Source organism: Stenotrophomonas sp., from assembly GCF_032056425.1.
Taxonomy (GTDB): Bacteria; Pseudomonadota; Gammaproteobacteria; order Xanthomonadales; family Xanthomonadaceae; genus Stenotrophomonas.
This window is the reverse complement of sequence record NZ_DAMBCN010000038.1, coordinates 1-23,520: the sequence shown is the minus strand read 5'-3', so window position 1 is coordinate 23,520 and position 23,520 is coordinate 1. Positions and strand designations below refer to the sequence as shown.

Genomic DNA, 23,520 nt, shown 5'->3' with positions numbered 1-23,520 from the left:
GTCGATCTTGGCGCCGGCCACTTCGGACAGGGTCTTCACGTCGTCCGGATCGTTCGGGCAGGCCACGATCGGCTCGTGGATGTCGGCCAGGTCGATCTCGATGACGGCAGCGTATTCGGCGTCGGCATCCGGCTCCAGCAGTTCCGGGTTGGCCAGCCACGCTTCCATCTTCTCGATACGGCGCTGCAGCGAACGCGGATCCTGGTAGCCCTCGGCAATCATCCACTTCAACAGGGTGATGTTGCTGGTCAGGTACTCGATGATCGGCTCCTTGTTCAGGCGCACCGAGCAACCGGCAGCCGAACGCTCGGCCGACGCATCGGACAGTTCGAAGGCCTGTTCGACCTTCAGTTCCGGCAGACCTTCGATTTCCAGGATGCGGCCGGAGAAGATGTTCTTCTTGCCAGCCTTGGCCACGGTCAGCAGGCCCGACTTGATCGCGTACAGCGGAATGGCATTGACCAGGTCACGCAGGGTCACGCCCGGCTGCATCTGGCCCTTGAAGCGCACCAGCACCGATTCCGGCATATCCAGCGGCATCACGCCGGTGGCAGCGGCGAAGGCCACCAGGCCCGAACCGGCCGGGAACGAAATGCCCACCGGGAAACGGGTGTGCGAGTCACCACCGGTACCGACGGTGTCCGGCAGCAGCATGCGGTTCAGCCAGCTGTGGATCACGCCGTCGCCCGGGCGCAGCGAGATGCCGCCACGGGTGGAGATGAACTCCGGCAGGGTGTGGTGGGTCTTCACGTCCACCGGCTTCGGGTAAGCGGCGGTGTGGCAGAACGACTGCATCACCAGGTCGGCCGAGAAGCCCAGGCAGGCCAGGTCCTTCAGCTCGTCGCGGGTCATCGGGCCGGTGGTGTCCTGCGAGCCGACCGAGGTCATCTTCGGTTCGCAGTAGGTACCCGGGCGCATGCCCTGGCCTTCCGGCAGGCCACAGGCGCGGCCGACCATCTTCTGTGCCAGCGAGAAGCCCTTGCCGGTGTCGGCCGGCTGCACCGGCAGGCGGAACAGATCGGTCGGGGCCAGGCCCAGCGCTTCACGCGCCTTGCCGGTCAGGCCGCGGCCGATGATCAGCGGAATACGGCCACCGGCGCGCACTTCGTCGAACAGCACTTCGGACTTGACCTGGAATTCGGCGATGACTTCGCCGTTCTTCAGCGCCTTGCCTTCGTACGGACGCAGCTCGACCACATCGCCGTGCTCCATCTTCGACACGTCCAGCTCGATCGGCAGTGCGCCGGCATCTTCCATGGTGTTGTAGAAGATCGGGGCGATCTTCGAACCCAGGCAGACGCCACCGGCGCGCTTGTTCGGGATGAACGGAATGTCATCGCCGGTCCACCACAGCACGCTGTTGGTGGCCGACTTGCGCGAGGAACCGGTACCGACCACGTCGCCCACGTAGGCAACCAGGTGGCCCTTGTCCTTCAGGTCCAGGATCTGCTGGATCGGGCCGCGCTTGCCGTCTTCTTCCGGGGTGAACGGCGCGTCGTCGCGCTTGTTCTTCAGCATCGCCAGAGCGTGCATCGGAATGTCCGGGCGGGTGGTTGCATCCGGCGCCGGCGACAGGTCGTCGGTGTTGGTTTCGCCCGGCACCTTGAACACGGTGACGGTCAGGCTCTGCGGCACTTCCGGGTTGTTGGTGAACCACTCGGCATCGGCCCAGCTCTGCAGCACGGACTGCGCGTTGGCGTTGCCGGCCTTGGCCTTTTCCTGCACATCGTGGAAGGCATCGAAGACCAGCAGGGTCTTCTTCAGGCCGTCGGCAGCGATGGTGCCAACGCTGGCGTCGTCCAGCAGCTGCACCAGCGGGGCCACGTTGTAACCGCCCAGCATGGTGCCCAGCAGTTCGGTGGCGCGCTCGCGGCTGATCAGCGGGTTCTGCTCGCTGCCCAGCGCAATGGCGGCCAGGTACGAGGCCTTGACCTTGGCAGCGTCATCCACGCCGGCCGGCACGCGGTGGGTCAGCAGGTCGAGCAGGAACTCGGCCTCGCCCTGCGGCGGGTTCTTCAGCAGTTCGATGACATCGGCCGTCTGCTGCGCGCTCAGCGGCAGCGGCGGGATGCCAAGCGCAGCGCGCTCGGCGACGTGGTGGCGGTAGGCTTCCAACATGACAACTCCCGGGTAATGCGTAGGTTGAAAAAACAAAGTGGGCTCAGGCTTGCGGCACGATCAGCTTCAGGCCCTTGAAGTAGTCGCGGTAAAACGTGTCGTTCCAGGTGATCAGGCCATCGCACTGCAGCAGTGCATGGGCCCCGACCATGAATTCGTCCAGGCTGCGGCGGCTGCCGCTGCGCTGGCGGTGGCGGCGGTGCATCTCGCCGGCGCGCAGGGCCGACTTGGCCTCCAGCGCATTGAAATGCACGCCCATTTCTTCCAGTGCTTCCAGCACCTCGGCGCCGCCGCGCAGCGATGCGCAGACCTCGGCCAGGGTGGCGCCGCAGACCACCACGCGGCCACCCACCAGGCTCTGCCGCAGGATCGCTTCCACCGCATCGGCCTGCGGGCCGTTGCTCAGCAGTTCCACCAGCACCGGTGAATCGACGGCAATCATCACGCCTTATTCCTCGTCGCGCACCGCGCGTACCGCCGATTCGGCCGACTCGAAGCCGTCCAGCGCGAACTTGCCGCGGGCGCGCGAGATCGCATCGTCCACGCTCTTGCGCAGGATGATACGGCTGCCGTCCAGCTCGACCTTCAGCTGGGTGCCCTTGGTCAGGCCCAAGGCATCACGCACCGCCTTGGGCAGGGTGATCTGTCCGCGCTCTGCAACAGTGGCTTCCATCGGTAGGCCCTCTTCGGTATGCACAAATTATACATACTTCGCCGGGCATACTTCCACCCCGAACCCGGTCGGACGCGCCCCGGCCCCTACAGCCGCAAAGGATCGGCCACATTCATGACATACGCCATACACCTGCCGCTGTAGTCTGGAACCGATGCCGCAGGCCGGCCCGCCCCCAGGTGAATGCGTTCATACTGGGGCGCACCGGGGCCAGCAGGCCCGCGGCGACCGCAAGCAGGCCCGTGCGCGCACGGGCCAGAGCAAGCCATCCGCAAGAGGAGTCATCCCGCATGAGCGATTCGTTCTCCACCCGCAGCCAGCTTGATGTTGGCGGCAAGGCTTACGATTACTTCAGCCTGCCCAAGCTCGGCCAGCGCTTCGACATCTCCCACCTTCCCTATTCCATGAAGATCCTGCTGGAGAACCTGCTCCGGCACGAGGATGGTGGCGCCACCGTGGGGCCTGAGCACATCGAGGCCGTGGCCCGCTGGCAGCCCAGTGCCGAACCGGACACCGAAATCGCCTTCATGCCCGCACGCGTGGTGCTGCAGGACTTCACCGGCGTGCCCTGCGTGGTCGACCTGGCCGCCATGCGCGACGCGGTGGTCAAGCTGGGCGGCAAGCCCGAGCAGATCAACCCGCAGATCCCCTCCGAACTGGTCATCGACCACTCGGTGCAGGTGGATGTATTCGGCAAGCCCGACGCGCTGGACCTGAACGGCAAGATCGAATTCCAGCGCAACCAGGAACGCTACGGCTTCCTGCGCTGGGGCCAGAAGGCGTTCGACAACTTCAAGGTGGTGCCGCCCAACACCGGCATCGTCCACCAGGTGAACCTGGAAAACCTGGCCCGCGTGGTGATGACCGCGGACAAGGATGGCAAGGCGGTGGCCTACCCCGATACCGTGTTCGGCACCGACAGCCACACCACCATGATCAATGGCATCGGCGTGCTCGGCTGGGGCGTGGGCGGCATCGAAGCCGAGGCAGCCATGCTCGGCCAACCCTCGTCCATGCTGATCCCGCAGGTGGTCGGCTTCAAACTGACCGGCAAACTGCCCGAGGGCGCAACCGCCACCGACCTGGTGCTGACCGTCACCCAGATGCTGCGCAAGCTGGGCGTGGTCGGCAAGTTCGTCGAATTCTTCGGTGACGGCCTGCAGCACCTGCCGCTGGCCGACCGCGCGACCATCGGCAACATGGCTCCCGAATACGGCGCCACCTGCGGCATCTTCCCGATCGATCACGAATCGCTGAACTACCTGCGCCTGTCCGGCCGCAGCGAAGAACAGATCAACCTGGTCGAAGCCTATGCCAAGGCGCAGGGCCTGTGGCACGAACCGGGCAGCGCCCCGGCGCAGTACAGCACCACGCTGGAACTGGACATGGGTACGGTGAAACCCTCGCTGGCCGGCCCCAAGCGCCCGCAGGACCGCGTGCTGCTGGAAGACGTGCAGAAGAACTACCGCGAAGCCCTGGTCGGCCTGACCGTCAACCGCGACCGCAAGGACGCGGCCATCGCCAACTTCACCAATGAAGGCGGCGGCACGGCGGTCGGCAACGAACAACTGGCCAAGGGCCAGGCCGACATCGAGATCGAAGGCCGCAAGGTGCGGCTGAAGGATGGCGCGGTGGTCATCGCCGCCATCACCTCCTGCACCAACACGTCCAACCCGGCGGTGATGATCGGTGCCGGCCTGCTGGCGCGCAACGCGGCGGCCAAGGGCCTGAACCGCCAGCCGTGGGTAAAGACCTCGCTCGGCCCAGGCTCGCGCGTGGTCACCGATTACCTTGAAAAGGCCGGCGTGCTGAAGGAGCTGGAGAAGATCGGCTTCTATGTGGTGGGCTACGGCTGCACCACCTGCATCGGCAATTCCGGCCCGCTGCCCACTGAAGTCAGCGCCGGTATCGCCGCGGGCGACCTGGCGGTCACCTCGGTGCTGTCGGGCAACCGCAACTTCGAGGGCCGCGTGCACCCCGAAGTGAAGATGAACTACCTGGCCAGCCCGCCGCTGGTAGTGGCCTATGCAATCGCCGGCACCACCGACATCGACCTGACCACCGAACCGCTGGGCACCGGCAGCGATGGCCAACCGGTCTACCTGCGCGACATCTGGCCCAGCAACAAGGAGATCGGCGATGTCATCGCCGCCACCCTGGGCCCGGACATGTTCAAGCAGAACTATGCCGACGTGTTCAAGGGTGATACGCGCTGGAACACCATCGCCTCGCCGGACGGCAACCTGTACGAGTGGAGCGATGCCTCCACCTACATCAAGAACCCGCCTTACTTCGATGGCATGACCATGCAGACCGGCAGCATCGACGACGTGCACGGCGCACGCGTGATGGGCCTGTTCGGCGATTCGATCACCACCGACCACATCTCCCCGGCCGGCAATATCAAGAAGGATTCCCCGGCCGGCCGCTTCCTGCAGGACCGCGGCGTGCAGCCGGCCGACTTCAACAGCTACGGCAGCCGCCGCGGCAACGACGATGTAATGGTGCGCGGCACCTTCGCCAACATCCGCATCAAGAACCTGATGTTGGGTGGCGAAGAAGGCGGCAACACCCTGTACTACCCGGCCAGCGGCGGCCAGCCGGAAAAGCTGGCGATCTACGACGCGGCGATGAGGTACAAGGCCGACAACGTGCCGCTGGTGGTGCTGGCCGGCAAGGAATACGGCACCGGCTCGTCGCGTGACTGGGCCGCCAAGGGCACCCTGCTGCTGGGGGTGAAAGCAGTGGTTGCCGAGAGCTTCGAGCGCATCCACCGTTCCAACCTGGTCGGCATGGGCGTGCTGCCGCTGCAGTTCCGCAACGGCGAAAACGCACAGTCGCTGGGCCTGGACGGCTCGGAAGTGATCGACATCACCGGCCTGCAGGATGGCGCCAGCAAGCGCGCGACAGTCACCGCGACCAAGGCCGATGGCACGAAGAAGACGTTCGAGGTCTCGGTGATGCTGCTGACCCCGAAGGAAGTCGAGTACTTCCGCCACGGCGGCCTGCTGCAGTACGTGCTGCGCCAGCTGGCGGGTCGCTGAGCCGTTCCCTGCCCCCCCCCATGGGCGGAAGCCCGGCCCCCGCGCCAGCGCGGGGGCGCTGCGGAGGCGCGCGAACCTGTGGTTCGCAAACGCGCCTCCTCGCCCACCACGGCGGCCTGCTGCAGTACGTGCTGCGCCAGCTCGCCAGCAAATAACGCGAACGCGTTCGCGTCTGTAGAGTCGAGCCATGCTCGACTGCATCGGCAAGGACGCCGGGCCGTGCCCGGCGTCATCCATCAGGGCCGAACCCCATAGAGCCGCCACGGCGCCGTCACCGAGCCCAGGTCATAGACCAGATAGCCCAGCCCCTCCGGCATCAACGCCTCGCCTTCTGCCGCGCCCACGTTGCGCACGGTCACCACCATCTCGAAGGCAGCGTGCGGCGCCTCGCCAAACCGCGAACACACCACGCCGCGATCGTTGTAGTGCACATAGGGGGTAAAACCCTCGCCACACTCGGCGGCGGTGAAGCGGTAGCCCAGATCCACACTGCTGCCCGGCATCAGTGCATGCGCTGCATAGGAAACACGGCCTTGGCCGCCCGCGTATGCAGGTATCTGAACCCTGAACTGGCCCGTATCACCTACCGCCAGGACCGGGTAGTCCAACTGCTGCATCGGCGGAAGGGTGGGCTGTGCTGCAACCGGCAGGCTGAGAGCCACCGCCAGTACCAGAGCCAGATGAGTGCGCATGCGGGTGCTCCTGTGTAGGGAGCAGATAGTGTCCCGCCGCCCTGCAGCCGCTGTCTTTAAGACTGCATTCAAATCGCATGCCGGCTCCCTGCGACATTTTGTAGCTATGAAATATGGCTATTTTTCATTATTCATGCAATTCGCACGAAACAGGCGTAAGGTGGTCCCATACCCCCGCTGGAGCTCCGCCATGCTTCACCTCCCCGTCCGCTTCGATCCCATCAACGAGCTGACCCACACCACCGCTTCGTCGGTGAAGGAGCACTGGCGCAAGGTCATGCAGGAAGTGCGCGACCAGCGCATGGTGGTGGTCACCAACCACAACGAGCCGCAGGCCGTCATCGTCTCCATCGAGCAGTACCGCGCCCTGCAGGCGCGCGTGGAGGCGCTGGAAGCCTCGCTTGAGGAACTGCGCGACCAGGCCCCGGGCCTGGCGGAACTGCGCGCCGGCTTCGACCAACGGCTGGCCGTGCTGCAGCAGGCGCAGGCCGGTGACACCGCGCGCGACCTGCTGCGCCGCCCCGCTCGTCTGGGCGGGCAGGTCAAGGCCGGCACCGGCCACTGATGGCGCGTCCTTTCCTGTACGTCCTTGCCGGCGTCAATGGCGCCGGCAAGAGTTCGGTGGGCGGCCATGTGCTGCGCGAGGCCGGGCTGGAATGGTTCAACCCCGATACCTTTGCCCGCGAACTGCGCAGCATCACCGGCCTGTCGCAGGCCGAAGCCAACGCGCAGGCCTGGCAGGAAGGCGTCAACCGCATCCGCGATGCGCTGGACCGGCGCCGCAACCACGCCTTTGAAACCACCTTGGGTGGCAATTCGATCGCCGCCCTGCTGCATGAGGCCAGCCACAGCCACGACGTCCTGATGTGGTTCTGCGGGCTGTCCAGCCCAGAGCAGCACATCGCACGCGTGCAGGCACGGGTACGCAGCGGTGGCCACCCGATCAACGAAGCCGACATCCGTCGGCGCTGGCCGCTGGCCCAGCAGAACCTGATCCGGCTGATGCCGGTGCTGGCTCAGCTGCAGGTCTACGACAACAGTGCCGAAGCCGCCCCCGGCGAGGCCGTGCCGGACCCCCGGCTGCTGCTGCAGATGGAAGATGGCCAGGTGCATTTCCCGCAGCGGGACAACCTGGCACAGCTGGCCGCTACCCCGGCCTGGGCCGCGCCCCTGCTGGAAGCCGCATTGCGCCTGTGAGCCAAGGAGTCGGATCCCCTTCCAAAGGAAAGGGCTCTGACCCGATCCAAAAAGCTCGTCGAGCAAGCTCGACACTACGAAACCGGCCTCCGCCCGTGCCCTGACGCGGCCTTCACTTTTTATTGATTGGACGTTCAATCAATAAACTGCATACTGGTGACCTTCCCTACCGCCCAGCCCCCATGCCCAAGAAAGGCATCGAGCCCCTGCGCCGCCAGCAACTGATCGACGCCACCTTCCAGGTCATCCACGAGATCGGCCTGGCCGACGCCACCGTGGCCACCATCGCGCGCAAGGCAGGCCTGTCCACCGGCATCGTCGCCCACTACTTCGGCGACAAGGCCGGCCTGCTCAACGCCGCCATGCGGCAGATCCTGAGCCAGCTCAAGGAAGCCTTCGCCCAGCACCGCGGACAGGCCGCCGCAGATCCGAGCTCGCAACTGCGCGCACTGGTGGACGCTAACTTCGACCCCAGCCAGACCAGCGGGCCGGCGATGCGCGTCTGGCTGACCTTCTGGGCGGCCAGCATGCACCAGCCGGAACTGGCACGACTGCAGCGCATCAACGACCAGCGTCTGTATTCCAACCTGGCCTATCAGTTCCACCGCAGCCTGCCGGCCGAACCCGCCCGCGAGGCCGCCCGCGGCCTGGCCGCAATGATCGACGGCCTATGGCTGCGCGGCAGCCTGGTCGGCGGCCAGATCGACGGCGACAACGCCCGTCACATCGCCTACGCCTACATCGACTTCCAGTTGCAGGCCAACGCGCTATAAGCGCTGCAGGACCCTGCCCCTTCCAAGGAGTACCCCATGCCCACCCTGCCCGTCCAACAGCTCTACATCCATGGCCGCCGGGTCGACGCCACCAGCGGCAAGACCTTCCAGACCGTGAACCCGGCCAACGGCCAGGTGCTGGCCGAGGTGCAGATCGCCAGCCAGGCCGATGTGGACCGCGCCGTACGCAGCGCCAGCGAAGGCCAGCAAGCGTGGGCCGCGATGACCGCGATGGAACGCTCGCGCATCCTGCGCCGCGCGGTCGAAATCCTGCGCGAACGCAATGACGAGCTTGCCCACCTGGAAACGCTGGACACCGGCAAGGCTTTGGCCGAAACCACCACCGTGGACATCGTCACCGGCGCCGACGTGCTGGAGTACTACGCCGGCCTGGCCACGGCCATCGAAGGCATCCAACTGCCGTTGCGCGAATCGAGCTTCTTCTACACCCGCCGCGAACCGCTGGGCGTGGTGGCCGGCATCGGCGCCTGGAACTACCCGATCCAGATCGCGCTGTGGAAATCGGCCCCGGCGTTGGCCGCGGGCAACGCGATGGTGTTCAAGCCCTCCGAAGTCACCCCGCTGACGGCGCTGAAGCTGGCCGAGATCTACACCGAAGCCGGCGTGCCCGACGGTGTGTTCAACGTGCTGCAGGGCCCCGGTGGCGAGATCGGCAACTGGCTGACCGAACACCCCGTGATCGAGAAGATCTCCTTCACCGGCGGCGTGGCCACCGGCAAGAAGGTGATGGCAGCCGCCGCGTCATCGTCACTGAAAGAGGTGACCATGGAACTGGGTGGCAAGTCGCCGCTGCTGATCTGTCAGGACGCAAATCTGGACCGTGCCGCCGATATCGCGGTGATGGCCAACTTCTTCAGCTCCGGCCAGGTCTGCACCAATGGCACCCGCGTGTTCGTGCCGCGCGCCCTGCTGGCCGACTTCGAGGCGGCAGTGGTCAAGCGCGTGCAGCGCATCCGCATGGGCGACCCGACCGCGCAGGACACCAACTTCGGGCCGATGGTCAGCTTCCCGCACATGGAAAACGTGCTGCGCTACATCGACAGCGGCAAGGCCGAAGGCGCCCGCCTGCTGACCGGTGGCGGCCGCGCCACCGAGGGCGCCCTGGCCGAGGGCGCGTACGTGCAGCCCACCGTGTTTTCCGACTGCCGCGACGACATGAAGATCGTGCGCGAGGAAATCTTCGGGCCGGTGATGAGCATCCTGGCCTACGACGATGAGGACGAAGCGGTGCGGCGTGCCAACGACACCCCGTTCGGCCTGGCCGCCGGTGTGGTCAGCGGCGATATCAGCCGCGCCCACCGCATCATCCACCGCCTGCAGGCCGGCATCTGCTGGATCAACACCTGGGGCGAATCGCCCGCCGAAATGCCGGTGGGCGGCTACAAGGAATCCGGCGTGGGCCGCGAGAACGGCCTGTCCACGTTGGGCCACTACACCCGCATCAAATCGGTCCAGGTGGAACTGGGCGACTTCGCCAGCGTGTTCTGAGCAACGCGCCCCGACCGCAGGAGATAACACATGAGCACCGCAAACGAGTACGACTACATCATCATCGGCGCTGGTTCGGCCGGCAACGTGCTGGCCACCCGGCTGACCGAAGACGCCGATGTGCGCGTCCTGCTGCTGGAAGCCGGCGGGCCCGACTACCGGCTCGATTTCCGCACGCAGATGCCCGCCGCACTGGCCTACCCGCTGCAGGGCAAGCGCTACAACTGGGCGTACAAGACCGACCCGGAGCCCTTCATGAACAACCGGCGCATGGACTGCGGCCGCGGCAAGGGCCTGGGCGGTTCCTCGCTGATCAACGGCATGTGCTACATCCGCGGCAACGCGATGGACTATGACAACTGGGCCAGCATGCCGGGCCTGGAAGACTGGACCTACCTGGACTGCCTGCCCTACTTCCGCAAGGCCGAAACCCGCGACATCGGTGCCAATGACTACCACGGTGGCGACGGCCCGCTGCGCGTGACCACGCCCAAGGCCGGCAACAACGAACTGTTCGCCGCCATGATCGAAGCCGGCGTGCAGGCCGGCTACCCGCGCACCGACGATCTGAACGGTTACCAGCAGGAAGGCTTCGGCCCGATGGACCGCACGGTCACGCCGAAGGGCCGCCGCTCCAGCACCGCGCGCGGGTATCTGGATCTGGCCAGGCCACGCCCGAACCTGACCATCGTCACCCACGCCCTGACCGACCGCATCCTGTTCTCGGGCAAGCGCACGGTGGGCGTGCAGTGGCTGCACAACGACCAGCCGCAGCGCGCCACTGCCCGCCGCGAAGTGCTGCTGTGCGGCGGCGCGATCGCCTCCCCGCAGATCCTGCAGCGCTCGGGCGTCGGCCCGGCCGACCTGCTGCGCAGTCTGGACATCGATGTGGTGCACCACCTGCCCGGCGTCGGCGCCAACCTGCAGGATCACCTGGAAATGTACCTGCAGTACGAATGCAAGAAGCCGGTATCGCTGGCGCCGGCATTGAAGCTGTACAACCAGCCGGCCATCGGCGCTGAATGGCTGTTCCTGGGCACTGGCATCGGCGCCAGCAACCAGTTCGAAGCCGGCGGCTTCATCCGCAGCGATGCCGAATTCGACTGGCCGAACCTGCAGTACCACTTCCTGCCGGTGGCCATCAATTACAACGGCTCCAATCCGATCAAGGCACACAGCTTCCAGATGCACGTGGGCTCGATGCGCTCGCCCAGCCGTGGCCGCGTGCACGTCACCTCCAAAGACCCGCGCGAACACCCCAGCATACTGTTCAACTACATGTCGCACGAACAGGACTGGCGCGAGTTCCGCGCCGCCATCCGCATCACCCGCGAGATCTTCGCGCAGCCGGCGCTGGCCCCCTACAGCGGCCGCGAGATTTCGCCCGGCCGCGAACTGCAGACCGATGCGCAGATCGACGGCTTCGTAAGAGAACACGCCGAGACCGCCTACCACCCCTCCTGCACCAACAAGATGGGCCATGCAGACGACCCGATGGCGGTGGTCGATGGTCAGGGCCGCGTGCACGGCCTGGAAGGCCTGCGCATCGTCGATGCTTCGATCATGCCGCAGGTGGTGACCGGCAACCTCAACGCACCGACCATCATGATGGCCGAGAAGCTGGCCGACGCGATCCGCGGCCGTCCCGCACTGGCCCGCAGTACCGCCCCGTACTACCAGGCCAACGGCGCCCCGGTACGCCGACAGCCCTGACGCGAATGCCACGCCCGTGCGCCCGGTAGGTGCCCACCTTGGTGGGCACGCACCAACCCATCCTGCCGACCAAGGTCGGCAGCTACCAACCACCGGCCCGCCTGACGATCACGCCCTCTTCGCGTTTTCCCTACGGAACGGTATGCTGCTGCGAGCGGTTCTGGCGGATACTGTCCGCGCCGCACCCATCACAACGATTCCTGGAGGGGGAATATGAGTCTGGATCGTCCCTGGCTGCAGAGCTATCCGAAAGGCGTTCCCGCCGAAATCGACGTCAACGAGTTCCATTCGGTAGCTTCGGTCTTCGACGCCTCCGTGGCGAAGTTCCGTGACCGTCCCGCCTACTCCAGTTTCGGCAAAGTACTCACCTACGGTGAAACCGATGCCCTGGTCGAGCAGTTCGCGGCCTACCTGCTGGGCGAACTGAAGCTGAAAAAGGGCGACCGCGTTGCCCTGATGATGCCCAACTGCCTGCAGTACCCCATCGCCACCTTCGGCGTGCTGCGCGCCGGCCTCACCGTGGTCAACGTCAACCCGCTGTACACCGCGCGCGAGCTGAAGCATCAGCTGGTCGATGCCGGCGTCACCGCGCTGGTGGTCGTGGACAACTTCGGCGACACCGTGCAGCAGGTCATCGCCGAGACCCAGGTCAAGCAGGTCATCACCACCGGCCTGGGCGACCTGCTCGGCGCCAAGGGTGCGATCGTCAATTTCGTACTGAAGTACGTCAAGAAGATGGTGCCCAACTACCATCTGAAGGGCGCCATCCGCTTCAAGCAGGCGCTCAGGCTGGGCAGCCGCCACACCCTGCCGAAGGTCGAGATCGACCACGACGATGTGGCGTTCCTGCAGTACACCGGCGGCACCACCGGCGTGGCCAAGGGCGCCATGCTGACCAACCGCAACCTGATCGCCAACATGCAGCAGGCCTCGGCCTGGATCGGCGCGTCGGGCATTGAGCCGGGCAAGGAGTGGATCATCACCGCCCTGCCGCTGTACCACATCTTCGCGTTGACCGCGAACGGCCTGGTCTTCATGAAGTTCGGCGGCTGCAACCACCTCATCACCAACCCGCGCGACATGAAGGGCTTCGTCAAGGAGCTCAAGTCGGTGCGCTTCACGGCCATCACCGGCGTCAACACGCTGTTCAACGGCCTGCTGAACACCCCCGGCTTCGACACCGTGGATTTCTCCTCGCTGAAAGTCACCCTGGGCGGCGGCATGGCCGTGCAGCGTGCGGTGGCCGAGCGCTGGAAGAAGGTCACCGGGGTCACCCTGGTGGAAGCCTACGGCCTGACCGAGACCTCGCCGGCCGCCTGCATCAACCCGCTGGACCTGAAGGAATACAACGGTGCCATCGGCCTGCCGATTCCCTCCACCGATGCCTGCATCAAGGACGACAGTGGCAACACCCTGGCGTTGGGTGAAGTGGGCGAGCTGTGCATCAAGGGCCCGCAGGTCATGAAGGGCTACTGGCAGCGCCCGGATGAAACCCGCCAGGCCATCGATGCCGACGGCTGGCTGCACACCGGCGACATGGCGCGCATGGATGAGCAGGGCTTCTTCTACATCGTGGACCGCAAGAAGGACATGATCCTGGTGTCCGGCTTCAACGTGTACCCGAACGAAGTGGAAGACGTGATCGCGATGATGCCCGGCGTGCTGGAAGTGGCCGCGGTCGGCGTTCCGGACGAAAAATCCGGCGAAGTGGTCAAGGTCGTGATCGTGAAGAAGGACCCGAACCTGACCGCCGAAATGGTCAAGGAACATGCCCGGGCCAACCTGACCGGCTACAAGCACCCCAGAATCGTAGAATTCCGAAAAGAGCTGCCGAAGACCAACGTGGGCAAGATCCTGCGTCGCGAGCTGCGCGATACGCCCGCCACGTAAGGGTTTCCACAGGTTGGAACGGCGTCAGGCCCGGGTCGGAAACGCCCCGGGCCTTTTCGCATGTGAAGGGCTGCACCCGTTGTAGCATCGCGTCGTGTGTGGACCGTTCGGCCCGCCGGCCACCACGCTTTCACGCGGGCCGCCTGCCGAGGACCCTTCCATGAGCACCATTGAAAAACTGCCGACCAGCGGTTCACCGTTTGCCACCATCCGTACCGAAGACAGCGACGACGGCGCTGCCCACTGGCTGTTCATGCATGCCGATGCTTCCACCGGCATCCGTCCCTGCTGCCGCAAGGACATGCTGGACGAGATGTGGAGCTACATGAACGCCATCACCCGCAGCCCGGCCCAGCGCCATAGCGGCCAGCTGCGCCACTTCGTGCTGGCCTCCGATGCCATCGCCTACAACCTGGGCGGCGACCTGGATCTGTTCACCCGGCTGATCCGCGAGGGCAACCGTGACCTGCTGCTGACCTACGCCCAGCGTTGCGTGGAGGGCGTGCACCACCTGCACACCGGCTTTGGCGGCGATGTGCGCTCGATCGCCCTGATCCAGGGTGATGCCCTGGGCGGCGGCCTGGAAATGGCCCTGGCCTGCCACACCATCGTGGCCGAGGAAGGCAGCGGCATGGGCCTGCCGGAGGTGCTGTTCGGGCTGTTCCCGGGCATGGGCGCGTACTCGTTCCTGTGCCGCCGCGTGGCCCCGCAGCTGGCCGAGAAGATCATCCTGGACGGCCGCATCTACAGTGCCGAGGAAATGCATGCACTGGGGGTGGTGGACGTGCTGGTGAAGAAGGGCGAAGGCCGCGAAGCCGTGCAGGAAATGATCCGCCATCAGCAGCGCCTGCCGCAGTCCTACCTGGCCATGAACGCCGCGCGCAACCTGGCCCAGGCGGTGAGCTATGACGAACTGCTGGAGATCACCAAGGTCTGGGTCGATTCGGCCCTGGCCCTGGGCGACCGCTCCCTGCGCACCATGGATCGATTGATCAAGGCACAGACGCGGCGTGCGTCGATGGATGCGGCCTGATTCCAGCCCTCCCCCCTGCTGGCTTGGAGCCCGGCTGGCCACCGGGCTTTTTTTCGCGCGACCCAAACCGTAGAGTCGAGCTTGCTCGACTATCGACGGCAGTCGAGCAAGCTCGACTCTACGATGCGGTGATGGTCGAGCAAGCTCGACGCTACGGCGCGTCGTCGGCGGCGCCGCGCGCCTTGCGTTCGGCGCGCGCATCCAGCGCCTGCCGACCCTCCTTGATCGCGCCCTGCAGCACTGCCAGGCGCGCCTGCCATTCGGCCTTCAACTGCCAGTCGGCCATGCGCATCAGCTCGCCCGCGCGATTGGCCGCACGCACCAGCCCCAGGTTTCCGGAAACGCCCTTGATGGCATGCGACTGTTCACGGAACTCGCTCCAGCGCGCGGCCTCGCCGTCGGCCTGGGCCTTGCGCAGGCAGGCCTCGGCATCTTCCAGGCACTGGCGGATGAACTCGCGTTCGAAACCATCGCCCATGCCCAGCGACGCCAGCTCATCCAGCACGCCGGTATCAAGCACGCCATCCAGCTGCACCGGTGCACGCACCACCAGCGGTGCGGCGTTCTTCAGGTTGGCGTTGTTGGCGATCTCGGCCAGCGTATCCAGCAGGCGCACTGCCACTACCGGCTTGGCCAGGAACGCGTGCGCGCCGGCCTGCGTGCAGCGCTGGATCGCTTCGGGGGTGACGTCGGCACTGAGTACCATCACCGGCGTGCGCGGGCCGCCGCCGGACTGCATGACGCGCAGCTCCTTCAGCATGTCCAGGCCACTCATGCCCGGCATGTGCAGGTCGACGATGGCCGCATCGAACTCGCTTTCGGCCAGTGCATCCAGCACCGCCTCACCACCGTCCACGCACATCACCCGGTGGCCGGCCTTCTGCAGCAGACGCTGCAGCACCATGCGGTTGGCTTCATGGTCGTCGGCCACCAGGATCTGCATGCTGCGCACGCGTGCACGGTGGCGCAGGAACGGGTCGGCGAAGGCGATCACGTTGCCGCCCGGGCCGATATCCTCGCCGGCGGCCACGCTGGGCACGAGGCCCGGCTCTACCGGCTGCGGCGGCGCGAACGGCAGCTCCACCCAGAAGTGGCTGCCCTGCGGCGGGTTGTCCAGGTAGCCAATCTGCCCGTCCATGGCCTCGACCAGGCCCTTGGCGATAGTGGTGCCCAGGCCGGTGCCTTCGTGGCGGCGGGCCATGCTGACGTCGGCCTGTTCGAAGGCCTCGAACAAACGCGGGCGCATGGCCAACGGCACGCCGATGCCGGTATCGATGATGTCAAAGCGCAGGCGCACCGTACCGTGGGTATCGGCATGCACCACGCTCACCCGGATCTCCACCCGGCCCTGGTCGGTGAACTTCACCGCGTTGCCGGCCAGGTTCAGCAGGATCTGTCGCAGATGGCCAACATCGCCACGCAGGGTCTGCGGCACCGTATCGCCCACTTTCACCCGGTAATCCAGGCGCTTGGCCTTGGCCTGCGGCAACAGGATCAGCCCGATGGCCTGGATCACGTCGGACAGCACGAAGTCTTCGGCCACCACGCGCAGCTTGCCGGCCTCGATGGCCGAGATGTCCAGCACTTCCTCCACCAGCGCCAGCAGGCTGCGCGAGGAGGCCTGGATGGTATTCAGGCACTCGCGCTGTTCTTCGTCCAGGCGCGTGGTCGCCAACACTTCGGTCATGCCATTCAATCCATTGAGTGGGGTGCGGAATTCGTGACTCATGTTGGCCAGGAAGCGGCTCTTGGCCTCACTGGCCCGGCGCGCCTCGGCCATGGCTTCGGTCAACTGGCGCAGCAGCGTGGAGAAGTACAGCGGCACAGCGGCCAGGCCCAGCCACAGGCCGATGGCAAGGCGCAGGTTCTGCTGCCAGTACGGGGTCAGCAGCGCGGTGGCGCCGAAGCTGGCCATGGCCATCGCCACCGCCACGTACAGATACGCGTTGCCAAAGCGCATGCCGTTGCCGACGGTGACCCACATCACCACGATGTAGACCCACGACAGCGGTTCGCCCATCTGGATCATGCCCGCGGCGATCAACCCGTAGTCGGCCAGCATGCCCAGCACCCGGCGCGGGTCTGAACGGCCAGGCCGCCACAACAGCCAGCCGAACGCCAACAGCGACAGGCTCAGGCCGGTCAGCACGATGGCCAGCACACCCACGTACTGGTCGTGAGGCAGGTCGTAACGCACGCTGGGCAGCAGCACGTAGCCCAGGATGAGGGTAATCAGGACAATACGGACGATCTGCTGCCCATGCTCGCTGTCCTGCCGGCTCGACAGGCGCTGGCGCAGCTGCGACAGCAGGCCTTTCACGCGCCCATCCCCGGTCGCGCCGAAGCGGTGGAATGCTCGGCGCAGATCTGCTCCAGCTGGCTGCGCCCGCGCAGCAGTGCATCCACGCAGCGCGGGTCGAACAGGCGCCCGCGCTGGGCATACAGGTAAGCCAACGTGGCCTCGAAGGTCCACGCCTCCTTGTACGGGCGTGGCGAAATGAGGGCGTCGAACACGTCGGCGACCGCCACGATGCGTGCTTCCAACGGAATGGCGTCACCCACCAGACCGTCGGGATAGCCGCTGCCGTCGTAGCGCTCGTGGTGGCGCAGCGCGATCAGCGCGCCAACCTGGATGAAACGGTTCTGGCTGCCACTCAGCAGTTCATGACCGATGCGCGGGTGCCGGCGCATGATCGCCAGCTCGTCATCGGTCAGCTTGCCCTGCTTCAGCAGCACGGCATCGGGAATGGCGATCTTGCCCATGTCATGCAGGGGCGCGGCCATTTCGATCAGCTTCACTTCGTCTTCGGGCAGCCCCAGCTGCTCGGCAATCAGCCCGGCCACCCGCGCCATGCGCTCCAGATACGCGCTGGTGCCGGCATCACGGAACTCGATCGCCCGCGCCAGCCGCGAAAGGGTTTCGCGCTCGCGCTCTTCCACCTCGTGCATGCTGGCCAGCAGGCGCTGTTCCAGCGACAACGCGCGTTGCTTCACGTTCTCGCTCTGCTGGCGCAACTGCAGCAGGTTGTAGCAGCGCGCGCGCAGTTCACGCGGGCGGATCGGCTTGACCAGGAAATCGATCACCCCCGCTTCCAGCGCGGCCTGGCGGATCGGCTCATCGCCCACCACGGTAATCAGGATCACCGGGATGTCGCGATGCTTGGGCAGCCGGCGGAAACGGCGGGCAAATTCCAGCCCATCCATCTCCGGCATGCGGTAGTCCAGCAGCAACAGATCGACCGGGTGGGCTTCGCACCAGGCCAGGGCCGTAAGCGGATCGCCAAAGTCATACACGGACAATTCCGGTGCGATGTCTTCAATGACATGTCGCAACATCGTCCGTGCGGAAGTCTGGTCGTCGACAATGACGATGTTCAACGCGCTCTCTGCCTTCCTTCTCGACCACGCTGGAAACTCAGCCGGCGAGGATACTCCGCCGCTGTGCACACTGGCACCCTGCATGGGCTCCACTCCCGTCACGATGTCGCCGGTTCATGATCGTCATCACAATGTGAAGCCGGTCCTTCGCATTGCCTCCACCCCATTCCCTGTTTGCCACAGGCAATGTCAAGGCGGTGCAATCACCATACGCCGTGTGCGGAAAGCGTCAATCGCGCCATCCCATTCCGGGACGGCGCGCACATGCAGAGTGCGAACCCGAGCTTAGTGCTCCGGACGCATGTAAGGGAACAGCAGGACGTCACGGATCGAGCTGCTGCCGGTCAGCAGCATCACCAGACGGTCCACGCCGATGCCCAGGCCGCCGGTCGGGGCCATACCGTACTCCAGCGCACGGATGTAATCAGCGTCGTAGTGCATGGCCTCGTCGTCGCCGCCTTCTTTCGCGGCCACCTGGGCCTGGAAGCGCTGCGCCTGGTCTTCGGGGTCGTTCAATTCGGAGAAACCGTTGGCCAGTTCCTTGCCGTTGATGAACAGCTCGAAGCGGTCGGTGTAGCCCGGATCGTTGTCGTTGGCTCGGGCCAGCGGCGAAACCTCCACCGGGTGATCGGTGATGAAGGTCGGCTGGATCAGGGTGTGCTCGACGGTGGCCTCGAAGATTTCCAGCAGCAGCTTGCCCCAGCCGTAAGACGGCTTGACGCGGATCTTCAAGCGCTCGCAATGGCGCAGCAGCGCGTCGCGATCAGTGCAGTCGGCCGCGGAGATTTCCGGGTTGTGGTGGCGCACCGCCTCGTCCATGCGCCAGCGGCGGAAAGCCGGGCCCAGGTCGATGTTGGCGCCGTCCCATTCCACCGTGGTGCCGCCATTGACGGTCTGCGCGACATCACGGATCACGCCTTCGGTCAGGTCCATGATCTCGTTGTACGTGGCGTAGGCCTCGTACAGCTCCATCATGGTGAATTCCGGGTTGTGGCGGGTGCTGACGCCTTCGTTGCGGAAGTTTCGGTTGATCTCGTACACCCGCTCCAGGCCACCCACGGTCAGGCGCTTGAGGTACAGCTCCGGCGCCACGCGCAGGTACAGGTCCAGGTCCAGCGCGTTGTGGTGGGTGGTGAACGGCTTGGCCGCCGCGCCGCCGGGGATGTAATGCATCATCGGCGTCTCGACTTCGAGGAAGTCGCGGTTGTCCAGCCACGCACGCATGGCGCGGATGATCTTGGAGCGCTTGATGAAGACCGCGCGCGATTCCGGGGTCACGATCAGGTCGACGTAACGCTGGCGGTAGCGCTGCTCCACGTCGGAAAGGCCATGCCATTTGTCCGGCAGCGGGCGCAGCGACTTGGTCAGCAGGCGGATCGACTCGGCCTTGACCGACAGTTCGCCGGTCTTGGTGCGGGTCAGGCCACCTTCCACGGCGATGATGTCGCCCACGTCCCACCCCTTGAAGGCGGTGTAGGCATCTCCCAGCACGGCGCCCTGCAGGAACAGCTGGATGCGGCCGGATTCATCCTGGATCTGGGCGAAGCTGGCCTTGCCCATGATCCGCTTGGCCATCAGCCGGCCGGCCATCTTCACCGTGCGGCTGTTGCCTTCCAGGGCCTCGGCGGTCCAGGTCTCGGCATCGGCGAATTCGGCCTGCAGCTGCCCGGCGAAGTCCTGGCGACGGAAGTCGTTCGGGTACGCGATGCCCTGCCCACGCAGCGCTTTGAGTTTCTCACGGCGCTCGGCGATCAACTTGTTTTCGTCGACGGGGGGGGTATCGGTAGCTTCGCTCATGGATCTGCGGGAATCGTGTAGTGGGAGGGGGTACAGCGCCCGGCACAGCCGGTTGGACAGCATACCAAAACCGCCCTGCCCCGGCCCCGGCAGCGCCCAGCCCCGGTAGCCGCCAACCTTGGTTGGCGTTCCCCGTGTCGACCAAGGTCGACACCTACCAGATCCCGGGCGCCGGCGGCCGTCAACCGTTGCCGGGGAACGCCTGCCGCAGTTCCTCCACCAGCACCCGATGGTTCTCCGCGTAGTCCACCGGCACCGAGACCAGGTGCACCCCACCCTCGTTGAAGGCCGCATCCAGGGTCGGGATGAACTGCTCGATGGCGGTCACCTCATGGCCCTTGCAGCCATAAGCCTCGGCGTATTTCACGAAATCCGGGTTGCTGAAGGTCATGCCGTAGTCGGTGAAGCCATCCACCGCCTGCTTCCAGCGGATCATCCCGTAGGCGCCGTCATTGAGGATCAGCACCACCAGGTTCAGGCCCAGCCGCCGCGCCGTCTCCAGCTCCTGGCTGTTCATCATGAAGCCGCCATCGCCACAGACCGCCAGCACCCGCCGCTCGGGATACAGGATCGAGGCCATGATCGCCGACGGCAGGCCCGCGCCCATCGTCGCCAGCGCATTGTCCAGCAACAGCGTATTGGCCACCTGGGTACGGTAGTTGCGGGCAAACCAGATCTTGTACATGCCGTTGTCCAGCGCCACGATGCCGTCCGGCGGCATCACCTGGCGCACGTCATGCACCAGTCGCTGCGGGGTGAATCCCGCTTCCTCGGCACGGTCGGCAAGGTGCTCGAGGATGGTCGTGCGCAGCGGCAGCAGCGCATCGGCATGCGGCACCTGGCCCTCGATGCGATCGGCCAGCTGGGTCAGCGAGCGGCCGATGTCGCCGATCACTTCCACCTGCGGGAAGTACACCTGCTCCACCGCCGCCTGCGAGTAGCCGATATGAATGACCGTGGGACCACCGGGACGCATCACGAACGGCGGCTTCTCGGTCACCTCGTGGCCGATGGTCACGATCACGTCGGCCTGGTCGATGGCCATGTGCACGTAGTCACGCTCGGTCAGCGCCGCGGTGCCCATGTACAGTCCCGAGCCGCCCGCCACCGCGCCCTTGCCCATCTGCGTGGTGAAGAACGGAATGCCGGCGCGCTGCACGAAGGCCGACAGCGCTTCGCTGGACTGCGGCCGCGAGGCCGCCGAGGCGATCATCAGCAGCGGCCGCTTGGCGCCACGGATGATCTCCGCCGCGCGGTCCAGCGCCTCGGGGCTGGCAATCGGCCGATCCACCGCGTGGGTCGGAATGAGGGACACGCCCTCCACCTCGGTGGCGGCGATGTCCTCGGGCAGCTCCAGCAGCACCGGGCCCGGGCGCTCCTCCTGGGCCACGCGGAAGGCCTCGCGGACGATGGTCGGGATGGTGCGCGCCGAGACGATCTGCCGGGCCAGCTTGGTCAGCGGCTTCATCGTGCTGACGATGTCCACGATCTGGAAACGCGCCTGCTTGCTGGCGACGATGCCCTTCTGCCCGGTGATCATGATGACCGGCCACGCCCCCAGCAGCGCATAGGCCGCGCCGGTGGTGAAGTTCAGCGCGCCCGGGCCGAGTGTGGCCAGGCACACGCCCGGCTTGCCGGTCAGGCGGCCGTAGGTGGCGGCCATGAACACCGCCGCCTGCTCGTGGCGGGTGATGACCAGCTCGATGCTGGAATGACGCAGCGACTCGACCACGTCGAGGTTTTCTTCGCCGGGAATACCGAAAATGCGCTCGACGCCTTCGTTCTCAAGTGCGGCGACAAGCAGATCTGAACCCTTGGACATTGGAATGCCGTCCTTTTCGCTGGACTGATGGTGGATCGTTGCAGGAAGGGTGGAAGCCGCGCGTCAACGCTTGTTGAACCAGACCGTCTGCGCGTTGACAAACTCACGGATGCCGAAGTGCGAGAGCTCACGGCCGAAGCCGCTCTTCTTCACGCCTCCGATCGGCACGCGCGGATCAGACGCAGAGAAGCCGTTCACGAACACGCCGCCGGTCTGCAGCCGACGCGCCAGCTGCATGGCCCTCTCTGGGTCGCCGGTCCACAGGTTGCCGCTCAGGCCGAACTCGCTCTGGTTGGCAAGCTCCACTGCGTGATCGGCGTCGCGGGCACGGCTGATCGAGGCCACCGGGCCGAAAGTCTCGGTATCGAACGCCTGCATGCCCGGCTCGACGTCCACCAGCACCGTCGGCGCGTAGAAGGCACCCGGCCGGTCCAGCTGATGCCCGCCCACCCGCAGCTGGGCACCGGCGTCCACCGATGCCTGCACCTGTGCGTGCAGCTGGTCCAGCAGGTCCTGGCGGGCCATCGGGCCGATGCGGTTGCCGGCTTCGCGGCCATCACCGATGGTCAGCGCCTGCACCTTCTGGCAGAACTGCGCCACGAAACGGTCGTAGAGCGCGTCTTCGACAATGATGCGCTTGCCGGCAATGCAGACCTGCCCGGTGTTCTGGAAGCGCGAGGCCACGGCTGCATCGACGGCGGCGTCCAGATCGGCGTCGGCCAGCACGATGAACGGATCGGAGCCGCCCAGTTCCAGCACCACCTTCTTCAGCGCCTGCCCGGCCTGGGCGGCGATGCTGCGGCCGGCGCCGACGCTGCCGGTGAGCGTGACGGCGGCGATGCGGTCATCGGCGATGGCGGCACTGGTGCCCTCGCGGCTGATGTTGGCGGCGATGAAGGTGCCGTCCGGCAGGCCGGCTTCGCGCCAGGCGGCATCCAGCAGCTGCGCGGTACCGACGATGTTCTCGGCCGGCTTCAACAGGAAGCCGTTGCCGCCCATCAGGATCGGCACGGCCGCGCGCATCACCTGCCAGTAGGGGAAGTTCCACGGCATGATGCCCAGCACCACGCCCAGCGGCAGGTAGGACACATAGGCCTGGTCACCCGGCACCTGGGTGGGTTCATCGCGCAGGAACGGCGCACCGTGCTCGGCGTACCAGTCGCACAGTACGGCGCATTTCTCGATCTCGGCCAGGGCTTCAGCCTGCACCTTGCCCATTTCGGCCGTGGCCAGCGCGGCCAGCGGCTCACGGTCACGACGCAGCACGGCGGCCATGGCGCGCAGCACATCGGCGCGCTGTTCCAGGGTATGGCCGCTCCAGGCGGCAAAGCCGGCCTGGCCGCGCTGCAGGATCGATTCCAGCTCAGCGGCGCTGGCGAAGGGGTGTTCGGCGATGACCTGGCCGGTGGCCGGATCACGGGAGATGGCGGTGGTGGGGGCAGCGGACATGCAGGTCTCCTGTTGTCTCGACAGCGGGCGGGCAGCCCGCGTCCTGCACAGGAATGTGGACCTGTTCGATGGCCGCAACAAGGCGTCTGCTTATCCTGTGACCTGCACTTACCTGTATAGGGGGGGGGGAGTTATGGCAGGGCTTGCAGCCCTGCACCTGCTGTAGCGTCGAGCCATGCTCGACTGAAGCAACAGCAACAGCAACAGCGGGCATTCCGTGGGATGGCGGGGCGGTGTCGGATTGCGGGGACGCCGCAAGTACCCCTCCGGGGCCCGGCCCAGCCGCTGGCGGCTGTGCGTTCGGGCGCTTGCGAAGCAGTGCTTCGCAAACAAAGCGCCCTCACCCCTGTAGGCTTGGCAGCCGCATCCATGCGGCTGACTGGTCTGGCTCCCTGAGAACGGACGCCATGAAGCTGTTTCAGGCGGCAGTCT

Annotated in this window: 17 protein-coding genes; 8 read left to right on the top strand and 9 right to left on the bottom strand. The window is 66.0% G+C overall.

The window, feature by feature from the left end:
• From RTY46_RS18330 to RTY46_RS18320, 3 genes are all read right to left on the bottom strand, one after another.
• Window positions 1–2,118, bottom strand: a 2,118-nt coding sequence (locus tag RTY46_RS18330) for a bifunctional aconitate hydratase 2/2-methylisocitrate dehydratase (RefSeq protein ID WP_312710188.1), incomplete at its 3' end; no start/stop codon positions are given.
• A 43-nt stretch (window positions 2,119–2,161) separates the two neighbouring features.
• Complete coding sequence (locus tag RTY46_RS18325) at window positions 2,162–2,560, bottom strand: type II toxin-antitoxin system VapC family toxin (RefSeq protein ID WP_049458027.1); 399 nt, start codon at window positions 2,558–2,560, stop codon at window positions 2,162–2,164.
• Between the two features lie 6 nt (window positions 2,561–2,566).
• On the bottom strand, window positions 2,567–2,791 hold the full coding sequence (locus RTY46_RS18320) for an AbrB/MazE/SpoVT family DNA-binding domain-containing protein (protein ID WP_108749517.1): 225 nt from the start codon (window positions 2,789–2,791) through the stop codon (window positions 2,567–2,569).
• Between the two features lie 290 nt (window positions 2,792–3,081).
• Here RTY46_RS18320 and acnA point away from each other — a divergent pair, with 290 nt between their 5' ends.
• Window positions 3,082–5,835 carry an aconitate hydratase AcnA gene (acnA, locus tag RTY46_RS18315; RefSeq protein ID WP_312710187.1) on the top strand — a complete coding sequence of 918 codons (2,754 nt, stop codon included), beginning with the start codon at window positions 3,082–3,084 and terminating at the stop codon, window positions 5,833–5,835.
• A gap of 236 nt (window positions 5,836–6,071) precedes the next feature.
• On the opposite strand, the gene RTY46_RS18310 is transcribed toward acnA, so the two are convergent.
• The gene (locus RTY46_RS18310) at window positions 6,072–6,527 is read right to left on the bottom strand and encodes a hypothetical protein (protein ID WP_312710186.1); all 456 of its coding nucleotides are present in this window, start codon (window positions 6,525–6,527) and stop codon (window positions 6,072–6,074) included.
• Between the two features lie 190 nt (window positions 6,528–6,717).
• Here RTY46_RS18310 and RTY46_RS18305 point away from each other — a divergent pair, with 190 nt between their 5' ends.
• The 7 genes from RTY46_RS18305 to RTY46_RS18275 all read left to right on the top strand — a co-directional run bounded on the left by RTY46_RS18305 (window position 6,718) and on the right by RTY46_RS18275 (window position 14,642).
• Window positions 6,718–7,092: a type II toxin-antitoxin system Phd/YefM family antitoxin gene (locus tag RTY46_RS18305; protein WP_312710185.1), complete on the top strand. Its 375-nt coding sequence runs from the start codon at window positions 6,718–6,720 to the stop codon at window positions 7,090–7,092.
• Window positions 7,092–7,724 (top strand): AAA family ATPase, encoded by a 633-nt coding sequence (locus RTY46_RS18300; protein WP_312710184.1) that lies wholly within the window; start codon window positions 7,092–7,094, stop codon window positions 7,722–7,724. The genes RTY46_RS18305 and RTY46_RS18300 overlap by 1 nt, the downstream gene beginning before the upstream one ends.
• A gap of 182 nt (window positions 7,725–7,906) precedes the next feature.
• Entirely contained in the window at window positions 7,907–8,497 is a 591-nt protein-coding gene (gene betI, locus RTY46_RS18295; protein ID WP_312710183.1) for a transcriptional regulator BetI, read from the top strand.
• A gap of 36 nt (window positions 8,498–8,533) precedes the next feature.
• Window positions 8,534–10,006: a betaine-aldehyde dehydrogenase gene (gene betB, locus RTY46_RS18290; protein WP_312710182.1), complete on the top strand. Its 1,473-nt coding sequence runs from the start codon at window positions 8,534–8,536 to the stop codon at window positions 10,004–10,006.
• Between the two features lie 30 nt (window positions 10,007–10,036).
• A complete protein-coding gene (gene betA, locus RTY46_RS18285; protein WP_312710181.1) occupies window positions 10,037–11,719 on the top strand; it encodes a choline dehydrogenase in 1,683 nt (560 codons plus the stop codon).
• A gap of 213 nt (window positions 11,720–11,932) precedes the next feature.
• Window positions 11,933–13,609 (top strand): long-chain fatty acid--CoA ligase, encoded by a 1,677-nt coding sequence (locus RTY46_RS18280; RefSeq protein ID WP_312710180.1) that lies wholly within the window; start codon window positions 11,933–11,935, stop codon window positions 13,607–13,609.
• Window positions 13,610–13,769: 160 nt separating this feature from the next.
• The gene (locus RTY46_RS18275) at window positions 13,770–14,642 is read left to right on the top strand and encodes a crotonase/enoyl-CoA hydratase family protein (RefSeq protein WP_312710179.1); all 873 of its coding nucleotides are present in this window, start codon (window positions 13,770–13,772) and stop codon (window positions 14,640–14,642) included.
• A gap of 151 nt (window positions 14,643–14,793) precedes the next feature.
• Here RTY46_RS18275 and RTY46_RS18270 read toward each other — a convergent pair whose 3' ends face one another.
• From RTY46_RS18270 to RTY46_RS18250, 5 genes are all read right to left on the bottom strand, one after another.
• The gene (locus RTY46_RS18270) at window positions 14,794–16,962 is read right to left on the bottom strand and encodes a response regulator (protein ID WP_312710178.1); all 2,169 of its coding nucleotides are present in this window, start codon (window positions 16,960–16,962) and stop codon (window positions 14,794–14,796) included.
• Entirely contained in the window at window positions 16,959–18,104 is a 1,146-nt protein-coding gene (locus RTY46_RS18265; RefSeq protein ID WP_312710176.1) for a two-component system response regulator, read from the bottom strand. The genes RTY46_RS18270 and RTY46_RS18265 overlap by 4 nt, the downstream gene beginning before the upstream one ends.
• Before the next feature lie 201 nt (window positions 18,105–18,305).
• The gene (gene lysS / locus RTY46_RS18260) at window positions 18,306–19,817 is read right to left on the bottom strand and encodes a lysine--tRNA ligase (protein WP_312710174.1); all 1,512 of its coding nucleotides are present in this window, start codon (window positions 19,815–19,817) and stop codon (window positions 18,306–18,308) included.
• 181 nt (window positions 19,818–19,998) lie between these two features.
• Window positions 19,999–21,639, bottom strand: coding sequence for an acetolactate synthase large subunit (locus tag RTY46_RS18255; protein WP_312710172.1), 1,641 nt, complete (start codon window positions 21,637–21,639; stop codon window positions 19,999–20,001).
• Between the two features lie 63 nt (window positions 21,640–21,702).
• Window positions 21,703–23,088: an NAD-dependent succinate-semialdehyde dehydrogenase gene (locus RTY46_RS18250; protein ID WP_312710171.1), complete on the bottom strand. Its 1,386-nt coding sequence runs from the start codon at window positions 23,086–23,088 to the stop codon at window positions 21,703–21,705.
• Between the last annotated feature and the right edge of the window lie 432 nt (window positions 23,089–23,520).